This is a genomic window from Pseudomonas sp. AP3_22 TE3818, assembly GCF_053628995.1.
Window position 1 is genome coordinate 3,703,922 of record NZ_JBRJHL010000001.1, and the last position, 21,217, is coordinate 3,725,138.

General features: G+C 60.1%; 12 protein-coding genes and 1 pseudogene. 4 read left to right on the plus strand and 9 right to left on the minus strand.

From position 1 onward, the window contains the following. Positions 1–139: 139 nt before the first annotated feature. Together ccoG and mapR are read left to right on the plus strand one after the other, a co-directional pair. Positions 140–1,552 carry a cytochrome c oxidase accessory protein CcoG gene (gene ccoG / locus AB7M25_RS16695; protein ID WP_429382275.1) on the plus strand — a complete coding sequence of 471 codons (1,413 nt, stop codon included), beginning with the start codon at positions 140–142 and terminating at the stop codon, positions 1,550–1,552. 225 nt (positions 1,553–1,777) lie between these two features. Beyond that, the gene (gene mapR, locus AB7M25_RS16700) at positions 1,778–3,187 is read left to right on the plus strand and encodes a GntR family transcriptional regulator MpaR (protein WP_007974376.1); all 1,410 of its coding nucleotides are present in this window, start codon (positions 1,778–1,780) and stop codon (positions 3,185–3,187) included. On the opposite strand, the gene AB7M25_RS16705 is transcribed toward mapR, so the two are convergent. The 9 genes from AB7M25_RS16705 to AB7M25_RS16745 form a co-directional block, all read right to left on the minus strand. Beyond that, positions 3,174–5,909 (minus strand): RHS repeat domain-containing protein, encoded by a 2,736-nt coding sequence (locus AB7M25_RS16705; protein WP_454237667.1) that lies wholly within the window; start codon positions 5,907–5,909, stop codon positions 3,174–3,176. The genes mapR and AB7M25_RS16705 overlap by 14 nt on opposite strands. 130 nt (positions 5,910–6,039) lie before the next feature. Further along, positions 6,040–6,786 (minus strand): SDR family oxidoreductase, encoded by a 747-nt coding sequence (locus tag AB7M25_RS16710; RefSeq protein WP_429382270.1) that lies wholly within the window; start codon positions 6,784–6,786, stop codon positions 6,040–6,042. A gap of 178 nt (positions 6,787–6,964) precedes the next feature. Continuing rightward, positions 6,965–9,046, minus strand: a complete 2,082-nt coding sequence (locus AB7M25_RS16715) for a putative bifunctional diguanylate cyclase/phosphodiesterase (protein ID WP_429382268.1) — start codon at positions 9,044–9,046, stop codon at positions 6,965–6,967. 281 nt (positions 9,047–9,327) lie between these two features. Beyond that, on the minus strand, positions 9,328–10,809 hold the full coding sequence (locus tag AB7M25_RS16720) for an efflux transporter outer membrane subunit (RefSeq protein WP_429393719.1): 1,482 nt from the start codon (positions 10,807–10,809) through the stop codon (positions 9,328–9,330). Next, positions 10,806–13,913: an efflux RND transporter permease subunit gene (locus AB7M25_RS16725; RefSeq protein WP_454237668.1), complete on the minus strand. Its 3,108-nt coding sequence runs from the start codon at positions 13,911–13,913 to the stop codon at positions 10,806–10,808. Before AB7M25_RS16725 ends, AB7M25_RS16720 begins: the two co-directional genes overlap by 4 nt. 148 nt (positions 13,914–14,061) lie before the next feature. Continuing rightward, positions 14,062–17,157 (minus strand): MdtB/MuxB family multidrug efflux RND transporter permease subunit, encoded by a 3,096-nt coding sequence (locus AB7M25_RS16730; protein WP_429560816.1) that lies wholly within the window; start codon positions 17,155–17,157, stop codon positions 14,062–14,064. Then, complete coding sequence (locus AB7M25_RS16735; protein WP_429517380.1) at positions 17,154–18,470, minus strand: MdtA/MuxA family multidrug efflux RND transporter periplasmic adaptor subunit; 1,317 nt, start codon at positions 18,468–18,470, stop codon at positions 17,154–17,156. Before AB7M25_RS16735 ends, AB7M25_RS16730 begins: the two co-directional genes overlap by 4 nt. A 177-nt stretch (positions 18,471–18,647) precedes the next feature. After that, positions 18,648–19,148, minus strand: coding sequence for a thiol peroxidase (gene tpx, locus AB7M25_RS16740; protein WP_102700029.1), 501 nt, complete (start codon positions 19,146–19,148; stop codon positions 18,648–18,650). A gap of 265 nt (positions 19,149–19,413) precedes the next feature. After that, positions 19,414–19,857: an SRPBCC family protein gene (locus AB7M25_RS16745; protein ID WP_429382256.1), complete on the minus strand. Its 444-nt coding sequence runs from the start codon at positions 19,855–19,857 to the stop codon at positions 19,414–19,416. Between the two features lie 179 nt (positions 19,858–20,036). Between AB7M25_RS16745 and AB7M25_RS16750 the strand changes: the two genes are divergently transcribed. Further along, positions 20,037–20,462, plus strand: a complete 426-nt coding sequence (locus tag AB7M25_RS16750; RefSeq protein WP_429517381.1) for a YciI family protein — start codon at positions 20,037–20,039, stop codon at positions 20,460–20,462. A 476-nt stretch (positions 20,463–20,938) separates the two neighbouring features. After that, a pseudogene (locus AB7M25_RS16755) lies at positions 20,939–21,217 on the plus strand (hypothetical protein); the annotation flags it as partial.

Here is a 21,217-nt window from a genome sequence, read left to right on the forward strand (position 1 = left end):
CGACGGGTGCTTCAAGTTGTCGCAGGCCGGGCGGACATCGCCATCTGATCCGCTTTTTAATGCGATACCTGAGTCTGTTATGCAAACAGATCGCCGCTCATAGTGCTCATGCCTGATGGAGGCTGATGAGCGAAAGACCATGAGCGAAAGAATCCCCGTCCGAACCGTAGAAACATTCGAGCCTTCGCGTCCAAAGACGAAGGCCAGAACCAGCGACAACCTGATCCACACCCGCAGCTTCACCGGACTGTTCCGCAACCTGCGCATCAGCGGCGCGGGTTTTCTGTTTTTGCTGTTTTTCGGTACCGTGTGGTTGAACTGGGGCGGCCGCCAGGCGGTGCTCTGGGATCTTTCCGAAAGTAAATTCCATATCTTCGGCGCGACTTTCTGGCCGCAGGACTTCATCCTGCTGTCGGCACTGTTGATCATCGCCGCGTTCGGCCTGTTCGCGATCACCGTGTTTGCCGGACGGGTCTGGTGCGGCTACACCTGCCCACAAAGTTCGTGGACCTGGATCTTCATGTGGTGCGAGAAAGTCACCGAGGGCGAGCGCAACCAACGGATCAAGCTGCAAGCCGCGCCGTGGGGTGTCAACAAACTGATGCGTCGCTCGGCCAAACACACCTTGTGGCTGGCCATCAGCCTGCTGACCGGCCTGACCTTCGTCGGCTATTTCACCCCGATCCGGCCGCTGGCCGAAGAACTGCTGACCTTGCAAATGAGCGGCGTCAGCCTGTTCTGGGTGCTGTTTTTCACCGGTGCCACCTACATCAATGCCGGCTGGCTGCGTGAAGCGGTGTGCATGCACATGTGCCCTTACGCGCGGTTCCAGAGCGTGATGTTCGACAAAGACACCCTGACCATTTCCTACGACGTGGCCCGTGGCGAAAACCGTGGCCCGCGCAAACGCGAGGTCAAACCCGCCGAGGTCGGTTTGGGCGATTGCATTGATTGCCAGCTCTGCGTACAGGTCTGCCCGACCGGCATCGACATCCGCGATGGCTTGCAGATGGAATGCATCGGTTGCGCCGCGTGCATCGACGCCTGCGATTCGATCATGGACAAAATGGGCTACGCCCCAGGATTGATCAGCTATACCTCCGAACATCAGTTGCAAGGTGGCAAGACCCACCTGCTGCGTCCGCGCCTGATCGGCTACACCGCCGTGCTGCTGGTGATGATCGCCGCCCTGGTGGTGGCATTGGTGGAACGGCCGATGGTCTCGCTCGACGTCAGCAAGGACCGGGGTCTGTTCCGCGAAAACAGCCGGGGGCAGATCGAAAACATCTACAGCCTGAAGGTGATCAACAAGACTCAGCAGCGTCAGGACTACCAATTGCGCCTTGTCGATGCCGATGATTTCGAATTGCAGGGCAAGACCGTGTTCAGTCTGGCGCCGGGTGAGATTGTCGATCTGCCGGTGTCGGTGGCGATGCTCTCGGAGCGCCCGGCCAGCAGTTCGCAGAGCATCAGCTTCAAGGTGGTCGACAGCGATGAGCCTGGTGTCTACAGCGTGGCGAAGAGCCGGTTTGTTGCGCCGATGAATCGCTGAGCCTTTAAGATGTTGACCTTGGTGAAGTGCAGTCTTGTTTTGGCAATGCAATCCATTGTGGCGAGGGGGCTTGCCCCCGTTGGGCTGCGTAGCGGCCCTTCTTTGTCATACAGATAGATTTGACACTCAGGCATTACGACTGCTGCGCAGCCGAACGGGGCGGTTCGGCGTTCCGACAAGCCCCCTCACCACAATTAATCGAAACGACTCCATTGCAGGACACCGATGAAACGCTACGAAAAATTCGCCGACGACATCGCAGAACTGATCCGCTCCGGCGTCCTCGGACCGGGCCAGCGTGTGCCGTCAGTGCGCTACGCCAGCCAGACCTACGGCGTCAGCCCATCGACGGTGTTCCAGGCCTACTACCTGCTGGAACGTCGCGGGCTGATCCGCGCCCGTCCGCGCTCCGGCTATTTCGTCAATGCCCATGCGCCGCGACCGTTTTCCGAGCCGGTGATCAGCAGCCAGGTCAACGAATCCACGGAAGTCGACGTCAGCGAACTGGTGTTTTCGGTACTCGACTCGATCAAGGACCCGAACACCGTGGCCTTCGGCTCGGCATTCCCCAGCCCGACGCTGTTCCCCCTGCAACGCTTGTCCCGCTCCCTGGCCAGCGCCACCCGCGAGATGGACCCGCGCATGGTGGTCACCGACCTGTCGCCCGGCAACCCGCAACTGCGCCGGCAAATCGCCCTGCGCTACATGGTCGGCGGACTGATGCTGCCCATGGAAGAACTGCTGATCACCAACGGCGCCCTGGAAGCCCTCAACCTGTGCCTGCAAGCGGTGACGCAACCTGGCGACCTGGTGGCCATCGAAGCTCCGGCGTTCTACGCCTGCCTGCAAGTGCTCGAACGGCTGAAACTCAAAGCCGTGGAAATCCCCGTGCACCCGCGCGACGGCATCGACCTCGGCGTGCTCGAACAAACGCTTGAACGCCATCCGATCAAGGCCTGCTGGTGCATGACCAGCTTCCAGAATCCCATGGGTGCCACCGTGCCCGAGGCCAAGAAACAGCAGCTCGTGGAACTGCTGCGTCGCCACCAGGTGCCGCTGATCGAAGACGATGTCTATGCCGAACTGTATTACGGTCAACAAGCCCCGAAACCGGCCAAGGCATTCGATACCGAAGGCCTGGTGATGCATTGCGGCTCGTTCGCCAAGAGCCTGGCCCCCGGTTACCGCATCGGCTGGGTCGCCGCCGGGCGTTATGCGCAGAAAATCGAACGACTGAAACTCATGACTTCGCTGTGCGCCTCGATGCCGGCCCAGGCGGCGATCGCCGACTACCTGCAACACGGCGGCTACGACCGGCACCTGCGGAAATTGCGTCACGCGCTGGAAGACCAGCAAGCCGCCATGCTCGCCGCCATCGCCCGCTATTTCCCGGCGCAGACCCGGGTCAGCCAACCGGCGGGCGGGTACTTTTTGTGGCTGGAATTGCCAGAGCAGATGGATTCGTTGAAGTTGTTTCAGATGGCACTGGCGCAGGGGATCAGCATTGCGCCGGGGCCGATTTTTTCGCCGACGCAAAGGTTCAGGAATTGTATTCGGTTGAATTATGGGAGCCCGTGGGATGAGGCTGCGGAGAAGGCCATGGAGACGTTGGGGCGGATTGTCAGGTCCTTTTGAATTGATCCCTCATAACTCGTGCATTTGCTAAGGACGAAGCAAAATTAATCAACGTATCAGCATTATGAAGCGCCAAACGAGTTCTAACTTCTGGAGACTTGTTAAAGACCTCCACAGCGCCAGCTAAGGAAATCGCCCCCGTCTGCCAAAGTAAACCAAAAGAATTCACAAAGTTCTCCTCAGTCACCTCCCCGGATAAAATTTTTTCGGGCCTCCTAACCATGTCAAATGGGGGACTGTTTAGAGCGGGGTCGTCTTGGGGACCAAAATACCAAAAATCCCCCGAATTAAAAACACTATTCAAATGAGTTAACTCGTGACCTAAGGTCCACAGCAAAACTTCCGGAAAGCGGGGACTTAAAGTGCTCTTTTCAATGTAAATATTTCGCTCAAAATCGAACTTATTGACATAAGCATTCGCATCACTCCCTTTAATCAAAACAACTCTATCCGGCTTGCTTTTTATGAGTTCCACCTCTGACAGCATTTCGATAAACCCGTGTTTAAAGTAATCAAAACTTGATGGCGCCTCCCCCCCAAAATTTGCAGAATAAATATCTTTGCTACTGGGCTCGTCCAATTCGGAAATAGCAAGCTCCAGCAAAATTTCCAAACCACCGAAAGCGTCATCTAGTGTCGCTCCCCTGTCCGGATAAAGCGTGGATATTTCGTCTATCCCTCGTGCCTTGATTTTGTGATCAAAAAAAGTGGACCGTAAAAATTCACCGTAACGAGAAAACAAATTAGACAGTGTTGGGAAGTGACCTTGTTGATCCAAAAAATTAATAGGATTGTTCCTGACAAACCGATAAAAATTCAACCCATCCACATCCTCCGCCGGGTCCGGATTCAACCAGCGCTGCAACCACGGTGCGTAGTACCGCGCGCCATAGTAATAAAGCCCCGTCGCATCCCGCTCTTCGCCCGAATAACGAATGGTCTTGTAGCTGGTTTCCACTTCGTGCCGCCCCGCCAACCACGCCGTACCGCCGAAGGGGTAATAGACTTCCTGGCTGATGGTTTTAGCCTGTGCATCGACCTCAAAGGCACTCGATCCCAGGTGATCGTCGAAGCAGTAACGCCACTGATCGTTATCCAATCCCGCTGGCGGCGGACTGTCCCAATGCAGCAGGCGTACGCTGCAGCGCCCGGCTTGAACAGTGATGACTTGCAACTGCTCCCCGGTGGCACTGTTGTTGTGCAACTCGATGCCCGGCAAGTAACGCACTTCGCACGTGTGAACGACGGATTTTGCCGCCACTGTCACACACTTGCGCAGGCGCATGCCTTGCCCATCGTAGACATATCGCTCCTGGTCATCGACGTTATCGAGTCGCGCAACCTGGGTGACTTGCGTCAGCTGATTGCGCCCGTTCCAGTTCAACGCTTGGCCCGGCTCCAAGACCAGCAGGTTGCCGCGAGCGTCGAACAGCTCGTCAATGGCCGGCTGACCGGCTCGATCTTTCACGCTGCGATTGCTGTGCGATGCCACGCCCATGATCAACGTGTCGTCTACCGCACCGTGATGCAGACGCTGCAGCAGATTGCCCGCTTCATCGTAATAATAAGTCTCTGTGTAATTGCACCAGCGACTGGCGTCCGGCGGGCCGAATCCTTGCCAGTCGGGCAATGCCGGCCCCAACGACGGCTTGGCGGTTTCCCAACCGGTGGCGCTGATTAGCTGGTACAGCGTGTCGTAGGTGAAGCGCCGCACCGGATCGATGCGCTGATTGGCAAAGTACTGAATGGGCAGCGCCGCATCGGCGATTTCGCTGATGTTGCCAACCGGGTCGTAGCCGTAACTGAGCTTCTGCAAATATCCCTGAGCGGGGCCTTGGGTATCGAGGTTCGTCAGGCGTCCATTGGCCGGGTCATAACTGCTGGAGGTGCGCATGCCATTGCCTGCCCGCTCCTGTTCTATCTGGCCAAAGGCGTTGTACTCGATGGCATTGACCAGCGTGTCGGTGGTGGATTGACCAGCCCGTTGCAGCCCGACCGAATGCAGTTGCCCGGCGCGGTCATAGGTGAAATGTCGGGTGTGACTTTTGGTGTCGGTCTGATGCGAGAGCTCGCCCGAAGGCAGGAAGGACCAGGATGCCTGTGTGCCCTCGCCCGGTTCCAGCAGACGGTCGCGCTCCGTTTCTACAAGGGGCCAATCGGGCGGATCAATACTGTTCAAAAAATGTCGAGTATCAATCAGTACCGCCGCTGACATCCCGTAATCGGAAAGCAATCGACTGCCTGCCGGATCATCCTGTCGGATCGGCTGACCACAGCGATTGTGCCGGGCCTCTTCATCCGTGGCTGCGCCCCATCGGATGCGCTCGACGCAGCGTTCTGCCTCACCGACGCCTTGCTCGAACATCGCCACCGGCCGCAGCGACGAATCATGCTCGGTGCGACGATGCCAACCCCGTTGATCCCATGACTCGATTACCTGCCCGGCGGGGCCGGGTAAATCGACTTGCCAGCCGGCATCGACACTGTCGCTGCACAGCGGCTGATTCGAAAGGTTGTAAGTGGTGGACAGGTTTGAAGGCGCATCAAGCAACGCAAACAATCGCGGATCGCGTTGCCGAGCAAGACGGCCAGCCCCGTCATACTGCTGATGCGTGACCCGTGACTCGGGCGGCTCACTGGCCCTGCGACGGTGATAAGCCACCACACGAACGGCTAAACCCCGAGGGTCGACGGCGCTCAGCGTTGGTGTGTGAATGTCCATGCACAGGGCGCCCGACTTTGAGAGGCTTCAACACACGCAGTGTTCGGTTGCGTGGCTCGTTGCCAATCTAGGCGCCCTTGTCAGCAGCGTCTACTGTCAGAAATAACAGGTGGACGCTTGCAGGCTCAACTCAGCGTCCACCACCCAGGTCAACAAACGTCCCCGTCGCATAAGACGCCTTGTCCGACAACAACCAGACAATCGCCTCCGCCACTTCATCCGGACGCCCGCCGCGGGCCATGGGAATTGCCGATTCAAGCTTGCTGACCCGGTCCGGATCGCCGCTCAAGGCATGGAAATCGGTGTAGATGTAACCCGGGCGCACGGCGTTGACACGGATCCCCTCTCCCGCCACTTCCTTGGACAGGCCGATGGTGAAGGTGTCGAGCGCACCTTTTGACGCCGCGTAATCAACGTATTCGTTGGGCGCGCCCAAGCGTGCGGCCACCGAGGACACGTTGACGATGCTGCCGCCCTGCCCGCCGTGTTTGGGGGACATGCGCAGGATCGCGTGCTTGGCGCAGAGGATCGGCGCCAGGACGTTGGTTTTCAGGATCTTGAGAATGCGGAACTCGGACATTTCGTCGACCCGGGACTTTTGCCCCACGGTGCCGGCGTTGTTCACCAGCGCGGTGACCCGGCCCAGTTCATTGTCGACCCGATGGAACAGCGCGATGACTTCGTCTTCGATGCTGACGTCGGCCCGTACTGCAATGGCTTGCGCACCGAGGGCGCGGACTTGCTCCAGCACGTCGAGTGCGGCCTTTTCGTCCGCCTGGTAGTTGATGCAGATCCGATAGCCCTGCGCGGCGGCCAACAGTGCGGTGGCGGCACCAATGCCGCGGCTGCCGCCGGTGATGACGATGACTTTGTCCATGCGAGCCTTCCCCCAATCAAAGCTTAAGCGGTCGGGGGCAAGAATAACCGCCATTGGCGGTTTTTGCATGGCTTCGGTGGCGTTTGCACAGACGCCATCGCGGGCAAGCCACGCTCCCACAGGTTTTGCATATTCTGTGGGAGCGTGGCTTGCCCGCGATGAACGATGACACGGACTGTCAAGCCAGCGCCATTCGCTCCGAGCGATGGATTTCCATCATGAAACCTTCGGCCGGCAACGGATGCCCCAACAGGTAACCCTGCAACGAGTCGCAGCCGAGTTGCGTCAGGAAGTCCTGCTGCGAGCCCGTCTCCACACCTTCGGCAACGATGCGCAACCCCAGCGCCTGGCCGAGCGCCACGATGGCCGAAACGATGGCGGCGTCATCGCTGTCGCGCTCCAGGTCGCGGACAAAACCGCGGTCGATCTTCAGCTCGTTGGCCGGCAGGCGCTTGAGGTACATCAAACTCGAATAACCGGTGCCGAAATCGTCGATGGACAGGTCGACGCCCATTTCCGAGAGTTCCTGAAGCACCGTCATGCTCGCGTCGGCATCGCTCATGGCGGTGGTTTCAGTGATTTCCAGGGTCAGGCTATTGGCCGGAAGATGGTGAGTCGCCAGCGCCTTGGCGACGCTCTGGACCAGTCCGGCATGGCAAAACTGGATGGCCGACAGGTTCACGGCAATGCGCCAATCGGTATAGCCCAGCACGTACCACTCGCGCATCTGGCGACAGGCTTCGTTGAGCACCCACTCGCCGATCGGAATGATCAGCCCGGTTTTTTCCGCGAGTTCAATGAATTTGTCCGGCAACAGCAGCCCTTGCGTCGGATGCTCCCAGCGCAACAGGGCCTCGGCGCCCACCGGCCGGCCATTGGCGGCATCGAACTTGGGCTGGTAATGCAGGCTGAATTGCTGATGTTCCACGGCATTGCGCAAGTCCTGCAGCAATTGCAGCTGCTTGCGCGCGTTGTTGTTCATCGAGGCATCGAAAAAGCTGTAGCCGTTTTTACCGGCGCCTTTGGCGTGGTACATCGCCGCGTCGGCGTTCATCAGCAATTCGTGGGCGGACTGCCCGTTACCCGGATAGAGCGCGATGCCGACACTGGCGGAAATGTGCAAATCATGTTCGGCAACCCGGAACGCCTGCGCGATCAACCCGACCTGACGGGCCGCGAGGTTCAAGGCATCGTTCTGTTCGCTCAATTGCACCAGTAACACAAACTCATCGCCGCCGATCCGCGCCAGGGTATCCTGACTGCGCAAGTCTTCGCGCAGGCGCAGGGCCACTTCGCGCAACAGCAAGTCGCCCATGTGGTGGCCAAAGGCATCGTTGACGGGTTTGAAGCCGTCCAGGTCGATGAACATCAGGGCAAAGCAACCACCCTCTTCACGAACCCGCGACATGGCCTGATCGATTCGGTCGGCGAGCAACGTCCGGTTCGGCAACCCGGTGAGGGTGTCATGCAGGGCCAGTTGGGTCAGTTCACGGTTGGCTTCGGTCAGCGACTGGGCCAGGCTCGCGGTGCGGGCCTCCAGGCGTGCATCGAGGATCGAGGTCAGCAAGGCGATGCTCAGCACCGCCAGCGTGGTGATCAGCACCAGGTTGTCCAGGCCCTTGCCGCTCAACCCATCAACCGCTGCTCCGCAAAAGCTGCCGTCGGCAAAGCGCGCGGCGGCCATTCCCGTGTAGTGCATGCCAACGATGGCGATGCCCATGATCACAGCGGCACCGCCACGGATCAGACGGACATAAGGCGTGTGTTGGCGCAAACGGAAAGCGATCCACAATGCCGCGCCCGAGGCACCGACAGCGATCATCAGCGAAGCGCCGAACAGCGTCGGGTCATAGTCGATGCCCGGTTGCATGCGCATGGCAGCCATGCCGGTGTAGTGCATCGCGCTGATGCCGGCGCCCATGACGAGCGCACCAAAGGCCAGTTGCCAGGCCGGCAGTTGCGGCTGGCTGACCAGCCACAGCGCAAAACCGCTGGAGAGTACCCCGATCAACAGCGACAACAGAGTGATTGCGCCGTCATAACCCAGATCGATCGGCAGCTTGAATGCGAGCATGCCGATAAAGTGCATCGACCAGATGCCGATGCCCATGGCAATGGCCCCGCCCGCGGTCCACAAATGCACGGCGCGGCCTTTGGCAGTGGCAATGCGTCCGGTCAGGTCGAGTGCGGTATAGGATGCGAGAATCGCGACACAGAGCGAAATGATAACCAGGGTGGGGGAATAGCTACCGATGAGCATGCGGACTTCTCGCGAATGCCCCCGTTAATGATATTGATTTTCGCCGGGGGAAAATGCGGCGATTGTACTGATTCCGAATGAGAACGCACTCACAAAATAAGCAAAGGGCCATCAGTCCGATGAAACGCTTGTTTTAAGGTTTTACATTAACTCGCATCGGACACAAAAACCTGTAGGAGCTGGCTTGCCAGCGAAGAGGCCATCAGGTCCAGCATTGTTGTCGCCTGACACAGCGCTTTCGCTGGCAAGCCAGCTCCTACAGGGATTGCAGCGTTCAACCTTTATTGGCTCTCGCTCACCTCAAGCTGCCCGTCCCAGCCACCACCCAGCGCGGCAATCAACTGCACGCTGGCGATCAGGCGGCTTTGCAACAGGTCCAGGTTGCTGCGCTCATTGCTCAGCGCCGCCGCCTGGGTCACCACCACATCGATGTATGCGATCAAGCCGGCCTTGTACTGGTTCTGGGTCAGGCGCAACGATTCACGGGCGGCGTCCAGTGCCTGTTGGCGCACGACGGCTTCATCCTGCAGGACCTTGAGTTGCACCAGGAAGTTTTCCACTTCGCGGAATCCGTCCAGCACAGTCTGGCGATACTTGGCCACTGTTTCGTCATAGGCCGCTTCACTGCGGTCGACTTCCGCCGAGCGCTGGCCGCCGTCGAACAGGGTCATGGCCAATTGCGGCCCGACCGACCAGAAGCGGTTCGGCAGGCTGAACAAGTCTTTCGAGGTACTGCTGCTGTAACCACCGTTCAAGCTCAGGGTCAGGTCCGGGTAATAAGCAGCCTTGGCCACACCGATGTTGGCGTTGGCAGCCATCACCGAGCGTTCGGCGGATGCGATGTCCGGGCGACGCTCCAGCAACTGCGAAGGCAGGGCTGGCGGCACTTGCGGCAACTGCGGAATGTCCTGGCTTTCCGCCAGGCTGAACTCCGCTGGCGGCAGGCCGATCAGCACGGCGATGGCGTTCTCGAACTGCGCACGTTGCCAGATCAGATCGATCATGTCCGCTTCGGTGCTCTTTAGCTGCGTCTGGGCCTGGGCCACGGCGTCCTTGCCCGATACGCCGGCGCGGTACTGGTTCTCGGTCATCTTCAGGGAGCGCTGATAGGCCTCGACCGTGTCCTGCAGCAGGCGCTTCTGGCCATCGATCACGCGCAATTGCAGGTAATTCTGCACCAGCTCCGACTGTTGACTCAGGCGCATGGCCGCCAGATCGGCAAAGCTTGCCTGGGCATTCGCGGTGTCGGCTTCCAGGCCTCGGCGCAACTTGCCCCACACATCCGCCTCCCAACTGACGCCCGCCTGGGCCGAATACGTGTCGCGAATACCGCTGGACGAACTGCTCAGGCTGGAGTTGCTGCTGCCGGTACCCTGGCTTGAACGGTTCTTGCTGACGTTCAGGTCGACCGTCGGGAAAAACGCCCCGCGTGCACTGCGCACCAAGGCCTGGGCCTGACGGTATTGGGCTTCGGACTGGGCGACGGTCTGGTTGGAGCTGTTGAGCTTCTCGATCAGTCCATTGAGCTGTTGATCGCCATACAGCTCCCACCAGGCGCCGCGCGCCAGGGCATCGCTCGGGTTGGCCTGGCGCCAGCCTTCTGCGGCCTTGTACTGCGCCGGCTCCGCAGTTTGCGGGCGCTGGTAATCCGGACCGACGGCGCAGGCACTGAGCATCGCCACGCACAGTGACAGGCTCAGCAGACGCGAGCCTCGAGCCGTGATCAGCGGTGCAGCCAGGTTGAAAAGCGAACGTTCAGTCATAGCGGAGTTTCCAGAGCAGCATCGGTACGCACGCCACGCCATTTGTTGAAGCGATGGCGCAGTTTGTCGAGATAGAGGTAAACCACCGGCGTGGTGTAAAGCGTCAGCACTTGGCTGAAGATCAGCCCGCCGATGATGGTCAGGCCCAGCGGCTGGCGCATTTCCGCCCCTTCGGCGCGGCTCAGCAGCAACGGCAAGGCGCCGAGGATCGCCGCCAGGGTGGTCATCAGGATCGGTCGCAAACGTTGCAGGCAGGCACTGCGAATCGATTCCAGCGGTGCCATGCCTTGATGCCGCTCCAGCTGCAACGCCAGGTCGATCATCAGAATCGCGTTTTTCTTGACCACGCCGATCAGCAGAAACAGCCCCAGCAACGAAATCAGGCTGAACTCGCCGCCCAGCGCATAGATAGACAGCAACGCGCCGACCCCGGCCGACGGCAAGGTGGACAGGATGGTCAGCGGATGAATGTAGCTTTCGTACAGCACACCCAAGACCAGATACACCGCCACCAACGCCCCCAGAATCATCCACGGCTGACTTTTTTGGGTCGCCGCGAAAGCGTCGGCTGTGCCGGCCATTTTCGCAATCACCTCTTCCGGCAGCCCGACCTTGGCAATCGCCCGTTCGATGGCGGCACCACCCTGCTCCACGGTCACACCTTCGGCCATGTCGAAGGCAATGCTTTCCGAGGCGAACTGGCCTTCATGGCTGACCCGGTCGTTTTCCAGGCTGTTTTCGTAATGGGCGATGGTCGACAGCGGGATCCGCGCACCATCGGCGGTGATGACCTGGACCTGCTTGAGGGTGATCGGGTCCTGGGCGTATTTCGGGTTGACCTCCATCACCACCTGATACTGGTTGAGGCTGTCGTAGATGGTCGAAATCTGCCGCTGGCTGTAGGCGTTGTTCAGCACCGCCGTGACCATCTCCATGTCGACACCCAGGCGCTTGGCCTGGTCGCGGTCGACGATCAGGGTCACTTGCCGGGCGCCCCGGCCTTCCCGCGCATCGATGGCCGTCAGTTCCGGCAAGGCCCTGAGCGCAGTGACGACTTTCGGATACCACTCGCGTAACGCCCCGAGATCCCCGCTTTGCAGGATGTACGAGTATTGCGAGGTGGTCTGCTCACGGCCGCCACCGAACTGCAGGTCTTGGTCGGCCATGAGCATCAGCTGTGCGCCGGGCACCTTGGGCATTTCCTTGCGCAGGCGTTCGATGACTTTCTGCGCGGAAATGTTGCGCTCCTTGATCGGCTTCAGGCGTACCAGCATGAAGGCGTTGTTGGTGCCGTTACTGCCGCCGATGAAGCCGGCGACGCTTTCTACCGCCTCATCCTTGAGCACCGCACGGCGAAAAATCTCCATCTTCGGCTGCATCACGCTGAAGGACAGGCCATCGTCGCCGCGCACGAAACCGATCAACTGACCGGTATCCTGCTGAGGTAAAAATGTTTTAGGAACAAAAATATACAGCGCAATGTTAACGCCGATTGTCACGAACAGACTGAGCAACGTCAGGCGTTTGTGGCGCAGCACCCAGTCGAGGCTGGTGGCGTATTTGCCAACCATCCAGTCGTTGGCCCGCCGGCTCCAGCGTTGCAGGCGGTTTTCCTGCCCCGGCGTGTGCGGCTTGAGCCAGCGGGCGCAGAGCATCGGGGTCAGGGTCAACGACACCAGCAGCGAAACCACGATGGCCGCCGCCAGGGTGATGGAGAATTCGCGGAACAGGCTTTCAATGATCCCGCCCATGAACAGGATCGACAGGAACACCGCCACCAGCGACACGTTCATCGACAGCAAGGTAAAGCCGACTTCCTGGGCGCCGAGGTAGGCCGCCTTCATCGGCCGCACGCCTGCGTCGATGTGCCGGGAAATGTTCTCCAGCACCACGATGGCATCGTCCACCACCAGACCGGTGGCCAGGATCAGCGCCATCAGCGACAGGTTGTTCAGCGAAAAGCCGTAGAGGTACATCACGGCAAAGGTACCGACCAGCGACACCGGCACCGCCAGGGTCGGGATCAGCGAGGCACGGAAGTTACCGAGGAACAGGAACACCACCAGAATCACCAGCGCCACGGCGATCAGCAGGGTCATTTCCGCTTCATGCAGCGTGGCCTTGATCACCGGCGAGCGGTCCATGGCCAGGTTCAGCTTGACGCTGGCCGGCAACACCGCCTGCAACGCCGGCAACTGCGCCTTGATCTCGTTGACCGTCTCGATGATGTTGGCCCCGGCCTGCCGGTTGATCACCAGCAGCACCGCCGCGTCGTCGTTGAAGAAACCGCTGTTGTAGCGGTCTTCGACGCCGTCGCTGACCTTGGCCACGTCCTTGAGGCGCAGGGCCGCGCCGCCGTTGTAGTGGATGATCAGCGACTCGTAGTCCTTGGCCCTTTCCAACTGGTCGTTGGCCTGGACCTGCCACAGCCGCTGATCGTCTTCCACCGAACCCTTGGGCCGGCGCACGTTGGCATTGGCGATGGTGTTGCGCACATCGTCCAGGGCCACGCCGTACTGGTTCAGCGCCTGCGGTTCGAGTTCGATACGCACCGCCGGCAGCGAACTGCCGCCGATCTGCACCTCGCCGACACCCTGCACCTGGGACAGGCTCTGGGACAGTATCGTCGAGGCCAGGTCATAGAGCTGGCCTTTTTCCAGCACATCCGAGGTCAGCGACAACACCATGATCGGCGCCTGAGACGGGTTGACCTTCTTGTAGGTCGGCATGCTGCGCATCCCGCTGGGCAGCAGGTTGCGCGAGGCGTTGATGGCCGCCTGCACTTCCCGCGCCGCGCCGTTGATGTCGCGGTCGAGGTCGAATTGCAGGATCACCCGGGTCGATCCCTGGCTGGAACGGCTGCTCATGGTGTTGACCCCGGCGATGGCGCCGAAGGAGCGCTCCAGCGGCGTGGCCACGGTCGACGCCATCACCTCGGGACTGGCGCCGGGCAGGCTGGCCTGGACCACGATCACCGGAAAGTCCATTTGCGGCAGCGGCGACACGGGCAGCAAACCGAAACTCACGCCCCCCAGCAACATGATCGCCAGGCTCAGCAGCATGGTCGCGACCGGGCGCTTGATGAAAGGTCCCGAGAGATTCATCGATGACTGCTCCCGGCACCAATCCACAAGCCCTGCAGCCCCCCTGTGGGAGCGGGCTTGCTCGCGAAGAGGACCTTGCATTCAACATCCCTGGCGACTGACCCGGCGCCTTCGCGAGCAAGCCCGCTCCCACAGGTGATGCAGGCCGTCATACCGCCGTCTCCTGAGCGTCGGTCTTGCCAAAGCGGCGTCCCAACCGATCGAAATACAGGTAGATCACAGGCGTAGTGAACAGGGTCAAAACCTGGCTCAGCAACAGGCCGCCGACCATCACCAACCCCAGCGGCTGGCGCAGTTCCGCGCCGGAACCGGTGGCCAGCATCAACGGCACGGCACCGAAGAGCGCGGCCAGGGTCGTCATCAGGATCGGCCGGAAACGCAGCAAGGCGGCCTGATAGATCGCCGTTTGCGGGTCCATGCCCTGGTTGCGTTCGGCGTCGAGGGCGAAGTCGATCATCATGATCGCGTTCTTCTTGACGATGCCGATCAGCAGGATGATGCCGATGATCGCGATCATGCCCAGGTCGTTGCCGCTCAGGATCAATGCCAGCAAGGCGCCCACCGCCGCCGACGGCAAGGTCGAGAGAATGGTGATCGGGTGGATGTAGCTCTCGTAGAGCACGCCCAGGACGATGTACATGGTCACCACCGCCGCCAGGATCAGCAGCAAGGTGCTCGACAACGAAGCCTGGAACGCCTCTGCCGCGCCCTGGAACTGGGTCTGCACGCCAATCGGCATGCCGATGTCCTTCTGCACCTGCTCGATGATCTCGACCGCATGCCCCAGCGCCACGCCGGGCGCAAGGTTGAAGGACATCATCACCGCCGGGAACTGGCCGATGTGGGTGATCGCCAGTTGCGCCTGACGCTCCTCAATGTGCGCTAGGCTGGACAGGCGCACCTGGCCGCCATCGGTGGTCTTGACGTGAATCTGGTTCAACGCATCCGGGCCGATCTTCTCGCCGGACTGCGATTGCAAGACCACGCGGTACTGGCTCGCCTGGGTGTAGATCGTGGAAATCTGCCGCTGGCCGAAGGCATCGTACAGCGCATCGGTGATGTTCGACACCGACACCCCGACCCGCGACGCCGCATCGCGGTCGATCACCAGATAGACCTGCAAGCCCTTGTCCTGCAGATCGCTGGCCACGTCGGTCAATTCCGGGCGGTCGGCCAAGGCTTCGACCAGGCGCCTGCTCCACAGGCTCAGCAACTCCGAGTCCGGTGACGACATGCTGAACTGGTACTGCGTGCGGCTGACCCGGTCCTCGATGGTCAGGTCCTGCACCGGCTGCATGAACAGGCGGATACCGACCAGCTTGTCCAGCTCCGGTTGCAGGCGGGCAATCACTTGCGTTGCACTCAGGTCACGGTCGTGGTGCGACTTGAGGTTGATCAGCAAACGGCCGCTGTTGAGGGTCGAGTTGTCGCCGTCCACGCCGATGTAGGAGGACAGGCTCTCGACCGCCGGGTCGGCCAGAATCACCTTGGCCAGCTCCTGCTGACGCTCGCTCATGGCGGCGAAGGAAATCGATTGCGGCGCTTCGGAAATACCCTGGATAACCCCGGTGTCCTGCACCGGGAAGAAGCCTTTGGGCACCACCATGTACAGGAATACCGTCAGCGCCAGAGTGCCGATGGCCACCATCAAGGTCAGGGGCTGGTGCTTGAGCACCCACTGCAACTTGCGTCCATAAGCGGCGATCATCCAGTCGATAAACGCACCGCTGGCGCGATAGAAACGCCCCTGCTCGGCTTCCTTGGGTTCGCGCTTGAGCAGTCGCGCGCACATCATCGGCGTCAGCGTCAGGGAAACCACCAGGGAAATCAGGATCGCCACCGCGAGTGTGATGGCGAACTCGCGGAACAACCGTCCGACCACGTCCGCCATGAACAGCAGCGGGATCAGCACGGCGATCAGCGACAACGTCAGGGAAATCAGGGTGAAACCGATCTGTTTGGCGCCCTTGAGCGCCGCGTTCAGCGGGCTGTCGCCCTCCTCGATGAAGCGCGCAATGTTCTCCAGCATGACGATCGCATCGTCCACCACGAAACCGGTGGCGATGGTCAGGGCCATCAGGGTCAGGTTGTTGACCGAGAACCCGGCCAGGTACATCACGCCGAACGTGCCGATCAGCGACAGCGGCACGGCCACCGACGGAATGATCGTGGCGCTGGCGCGACGCAGGAACAGGAAGGTGACCATGACCACCAGGGCGATGGCGATCAGCAATTCGTGCTGCACGTCCTTGACCGAGGCGCGGATGGTCTGGGTGCGGTCGGTCAGCACCACCACGTCGAGGCCGGCCGGCAGGTTGTCGGTGATGCTCGGCAGCAAGGCCTTGATCCGGTCCACTACCTCGATCACGTTGGCGCCGGGCTGACGCTGGATGTTGAGCAGTACGGCCTGGTTCTCGTTGGCCCATGCCGCGAGGCGTTCGTTCTCGGCGCCGTCGACGATTTCCGCCACGTCCTTAAGCCGCAGCGGCGCGCCGTTGGCATAGGCCAGGATCAGGTTGGCGTAGTCCTTGGGCGAGGTCAGCTGATCGTTGGCATCGAGCATCGAGACCCGGGTCGGGCCGTCGAAGTTGCCCTTGGGCTGGTTGACGTTGGAGGCGCCGATCAGGGTGCGCACGTCCGACAGGTTCAAGCCGTTGGCCGCCAGGGCCTCCGGGTTGACCTTAATCCGCACGGCCTGGCGTTGACCACCGGCGATGCTGACCATGCCGACGCCGCTGATCTGGGCGATTTTCTGCGCCATGCGCGTATCGACCAGATCGTTGAGCTTGGGCAGCAGCATGGTCCTGGAGGTGATGGCCAGGGTCAGCACCGGCGTGTCAGCCGGGTTGACCTTGTTGTACACCGGCGGTGCCGGCAGGTCCTTGGGCAGCAGGTTGGTCGCGGCGTTGATCGCCGCCTGTACCTGTTGCTCGGCCACGTCCATGTTGATGTCGAGGCTGAACCGCAACGTCAGTACCGACGCCCCGCCGGAACTGGTGGACGCCATTTGTGTCAGGCCGGGCATCTGGCCGAACTGTCGTTCAAGCGGCGCGGTCACCGCGCTGGTCATGACATCCGGACTGGCGCCGGGGTACAGGGTCATGACGCGAATGGTCGGGTAATCGACCTGAGGCAGCGCCGACACCGGCAGCAACCGATAGGCAATCACGCCGGCCAGGATAATCGCCAGCATGCTCAGCGTGGTGGCTACCGGGCGAAGGATGAACAGCCGCGAGAGATTCATGCGCCGCCCTTTTTCGCCTTGTCGGTGGTCGCGGGCTCAGCCGCGTTGACCGCCGACTTGCCTTGCAGGTGTTCGGTTGGCGTGCTCGGCACGTCCTGGCTGTCGTTGACCACCTCCACGTCGCTGCCGTCCTTCAGGCGGTCAGTGCCTTCCAGTACGACCCGGTCGCCCGCGGACAGGCCTTCGGTGACGACGGTGTTCAGGCCGTCACTGGCGCCGACTTTCAACTGACGGATCCTGACCTTCTTGTCACCGTCCAGCACATACGCGAACGTGCCGTTGGTGCCGAACTGGATCGCGGCGGACGGTGCGAGCACCACGTTTTTGAGGGTATCGGCCAGCAGGCGCACATTGACGAACTGGTTGGGAAACAGCGACTGATCGCGGTTCTCGTAACGGGCCTTGAATTTCAGGGTGCCGGTGGTGACGTCGATCTGGTTGTCCAGGCTCTGCAGCACGCCAGTGGCCTGCAATTTGGTATCGCCGCGATCCCAGGCCTCAGCCGGCAATTGGGCACCGCTGCGATAACGGGCAAGCACGGTGTCGAGGCTGTTTTCCGGGAGGGTGAAGGCCACGCTGATCGGTTGGGTCTGGGTGATGATCGCCAAGGCGGTTGTGTCATTGGCCGCTACCAGGTTGCCGACGTCCAGTTGACGCAGACCCACGCGACCGGTGATGGGTGCGCGGATCCGGGTGAATTCAAGGTTGAGCTTGGCATCGTTGACCGCTGCCTGATTGGTCTTGACCGTGCCCTGGAACTGACCGACCAGCGCTTCGGCGGTGTCCAGGGTCTGCTTGGCAATACTGTCTTCGCGGTACAGACCGCGATAGCGCTCGACATCGACCTGGGCGTTTTTCAGTTGCGCCTGATTCTGCAGCAAAGTGCCTTCGGCCTGAAGCAAGGCGTTCTGGTAAGGGCGCGGGTCGATTTCGGCCAGCAAGTCGCCGGCCTTGACCATCTGCCCTTCTTCGAAATAGATCTTGACCAGCTCACCGCCGACACGGCTGCGGACGTTGATGGTGTTCAGCGCCGTGACCGTGCCCAGCGCCTTGAAATACAGCGGGAAGTCACCGGTGACGGCCGGAGCCACGCGCACCGGCACCGGCCCTGACGCACCGCCGAACCCCGGACGCATGCCCCCCGATCGACCGGTATGCCCGGCAACGGCTTTCTGCCCCGCCGCCTCTTTGGGTGCAGCGCTGCCCGGCCAGAATTTCCAGCACAGGGCGGCGATGACCAACAGGACAAGCAGGCCGAACAGCCAGCGACGGGGACTACGGGAAGCGGAGGATTGCATTGAGTGATCAACCATTGGGCGCGTGGGCTTTTTTACATGAGGCTGAACGATAAGCACTGGCGGGTTTTAAGCAAAGCGCCTTTACCGGCAATTTACTTTCGGCTTACGTAACAGGAGTTTTGTGTAAGACACTGAAGCACAAATGAAAACGGCCTGGACAGGGCCAGGCCGTTAAACATTGTAAAGGTACGCTTATTTCAGAACAGCAAGTGCCGCTTCGTAGTTCGGCTCGTCAGCGATTTCGCCAACCAGCTCGCTGTGCAGCACATTGTCGTTTTCGTCCAGCACGACCACGGCACGGGCGGTCAGGCCTTTCAGCGGACCGTCAGCGATGGCCACGCCGTAGTTCTGGATGAACTCGGCACCACGCAGGGTCGACAGGTTCTGTACGTTTTCCAGGCCTTCAGCGCCGCAGAAGCGGGCCTGGGCGAACGGCAGGTCTGCGGAGATGCACAGCACGACAGTGTTGTCGACGCTACCGGCCTTGGCGTTGAACTGGCGCACCGAGGTAGCGCAGGTCGGAGTGTCAACGCTTGGGAAGATGTTCAGCACTTTGCGCTTGCCGGCAAAGTCTTTGAGGGTGACGTCGGACAGATTGCCGGCAACCAGGGAAAAGGCTGGCGCCTTGGAACCGGCTTGTGGCAGTTGGCCGTTGACTTGAACCGGGTTGCCTTTAAGAGTGACTTGAGCCATGAACGGAGTCCTTCTGAACGTTGTGGTGGAGAATTTTGACGAGGCCGAAGTTAACCACGAAATTGTCTTGCGACCTATGGTCGAACATAAATTGTCATGTAACAGGGCACAAAACTGGATACAAGCGCGTTCTCACTCACTACAAGACCCTGTGGGAGCGGGCTTGCCCGCGAAAACGGCAGCACATTCAGCATTGCAGTGACTGACAGATCGCTTTCGTCGGAGCGCCGCCCGGAGCAAGCCCGCTCCCACAGGGACAGCGGTGTTACTTGAGTAACTCCAGCATATTGCGGTGCCGCGCCTCGAAAATCCGCCGCAGGTAGCCATTGACCAGCAACCACTCCAGGGGAGCACCCCCCAACGACGAGTAGGTGACCCGGTCGGTATATAGCGTACCGCTCTCGCCTGCTGCGACCCGATGTTCGTGACGAAAGGCACGCATCGGTCCCTTGAGCATCTCGTCGATGAAATGCATTTTGCCGACTTCACGGATCACCACCGTCCAGTTCATTGGAATCACGTTGAACATCCAGTGGCGAAAGCGAAATTGCCGCCCGGCTTCAATCCGCAAAAGACTCAGGTCGACATCGCCCAGCGGTGTGATGCGTTCAGGGAAAATTTTCGGGAAGTTGATGCCTTCCAGGCAAAAGTCGAGGACGTCTTCGGGTGTACGACCGGGAATGAGCGTGGTGAGCTGCAAGGTTGGCATAGGGGACACATTCCTTTGGTCAGTAAACGGATGGGCCAGAAATACCGTGTAGTGAAATGGAAGTCGAAAATAAATCTGCCAAGGTGGTACCTACGACAATTTTGTTCAGCGTGCTGTCGATTTGCACCGCAGCCATTCGACCATTGAGCGAGTCATTCAATTACAACGGAGACATCACCATGCGATTCATGATCATCATCAAGGCCAGCCAGGATTCCGAAGCCGGCGTCATGCCCAGCCAGGAACTGCTGACCGCCATGGGCAACTACAACGAAGAACTGGTCAAGGCCGGCATCATACTCGCGGGCGAAGGCCTGCACCCGAGCAGCAAGGGCGCTCGTGTAAAATTTTCAGGTGAAAAACGCACGGTGATCGACGGCCCCTTCATCGAAACCAAGGAACTGATTGCCGGTTTCTGGTTGTGGAAAGTGAAGTCCAGGGAAGAGGCCATCGAATGGGTCAAGCGCTGCCCCAACCCGATGCCGGGCACCGAGGCCGAGATCGAGATTCGCCAGGTGTTTGAAGCCGAAGATTTTGGCGCCGAGTTCACGCCGGAACTGCGGGAGCAGGAACAGCGGGTTTGGGAGCAGGCCAAGAAGAACTGACTGATTCGACCTTTTCCTCAGTTTCCTCTGGGAGCGGGCTTGCTCCGGGCGGCGCTCCGACGATAGCGGTAGATCAGCCAACAATTGTGTTGGATATGACGCCGCCTTCGCGAGCAAGCCCGCTCCCACATTGAACTAGATAGCCACTTAACTTGCTTAGGCAAACCCTTGATCCGTATTAACTTTTTAGTACACAAAAACAACGAGAATCCATACACAAAACGAAAGAATTAATCCATTGGACTGGATTACCCGTGGTTAACTGCTAACTTCATCCGATAAGTCCTACAGGCTTGATCGGAAAGGGATTACGAAGTTGCGGCTGAACATAAGGGGCCGCAGGCCCGATCAGCCAGCCACCAGGGAACCGGGGGAATGATGTCAAAGCAATTGGGGAAGTACGCCTTCGTCTGGGTGACTTCGCTGTCGCCTGTTTTTTGTGCACACGCCGAGACGGCCAAGCGGCTACAGCACCGATCTCGGACCGCCCTCACGTCGAGTCCGCCACCTTCCAGCCGTTCATCATCCACAACCTGGAAAAAGGCTGGTACCTGCGTTCGACCGGCATCTGGACGTTCGACCTGAAGAACAACACTCACTACATCCCACTCGGTTTGGGTGGCGGCAAAGCCTGGAAGTCCGGGTCCAATATCCTCAATGCCTTTATCGAGCCACAGTGGACCGTTGACCGAAAAGGCGATGGCTTGCCGCAATTCACACTGTTCGCCGGGATCAATGTCACCTTCGGTAAATAA

Bases quoted from the DNA above. Each gene is read 5' to 3' on its own strand.
- AB7M25_RS16715 (WP_429382268.1), bottom strand. From the start codon at position 9,046: ATGCTCATCGGTAGCTATTCCCCCACCCTGGTTATCATTTCGCTCTGT.
- AB7M25_RS16750 (WP_429517381.1), top strand. From the start codon at position 20,037: ATGCGATTCATGATCATCATCAAGGCCAGCCAGGATTCCGAAGCCGGC.
- AB7M25_RS16730 (WP_429560816.1), bottom strand. From the start codon at position 17,157: ATGAATCTCTCGCGGCTGTTCATCCTTCGCCCGGTAGCCACCACGCTG.
- AB7M25_RS16745 (WP_429382256.1), bottom strand. From the start codon at position 19,857: ATGCCAACCTTGCAGCTCACCACGCTCATTCCCGGTCGTACACCCGAA.
- AB7M25_RS16720 (WP_429393719.1), bottom strand. From the start codon at position 10,809: ATGACTGAACGTTCGCTTTTCAACCTGGCTGCACCGCTGATCACGGCT.
- AB7M25_RS16705 (WP_454237667.1), bottom strand. From the start codon at position 5,909: ATGGACATTCACACACCAACGCTGAGCGCCGTCGACCCTCGGGGTTTA.
- mapR (WP_007974376.1), top strand. From the start codon at position 1,778: ATGAAACGCTACGAAAAATTCGCCGACGACATCGCAGAACTGATCCGC.
- AB7M25_RS16735 (WP_429517380.1), bottom strand. From the start codon at position 18,470: ATGGTTGATCACTCAATGCAATCCTCCGCTTCCCGTAGTCCCCGTCGC.
- AB7M25_RS16725 (WP_454237668.1), bottom strand. From the start codon at position 13,913: ATGAATCTCTCGGGACCTTTCATCAAGCGCCCGGTCGCGACCATGCTG.
- ccoG (WP_429382275.1), top strand. From the start codon at position 140: ATGAGCGAAAGAATCCCCGTCCGAACCGTAGAAACATTCGAGCCTTCG.
- AB7M25_RS16710 (WP_429382270.1), bottom strand. From the start codon at position 6,786: ATGGACAAAGTCATCGTCATCACCGGCGGCAGCCGCGGCATTGGTGCC.
- tpx (WP_102700029.1), bottom strand. From the start codon at position 19,148: ATGGCTCAAGTCACTCTTAAAGGCAACCCGGTTCAAGTCAACGGCCAA.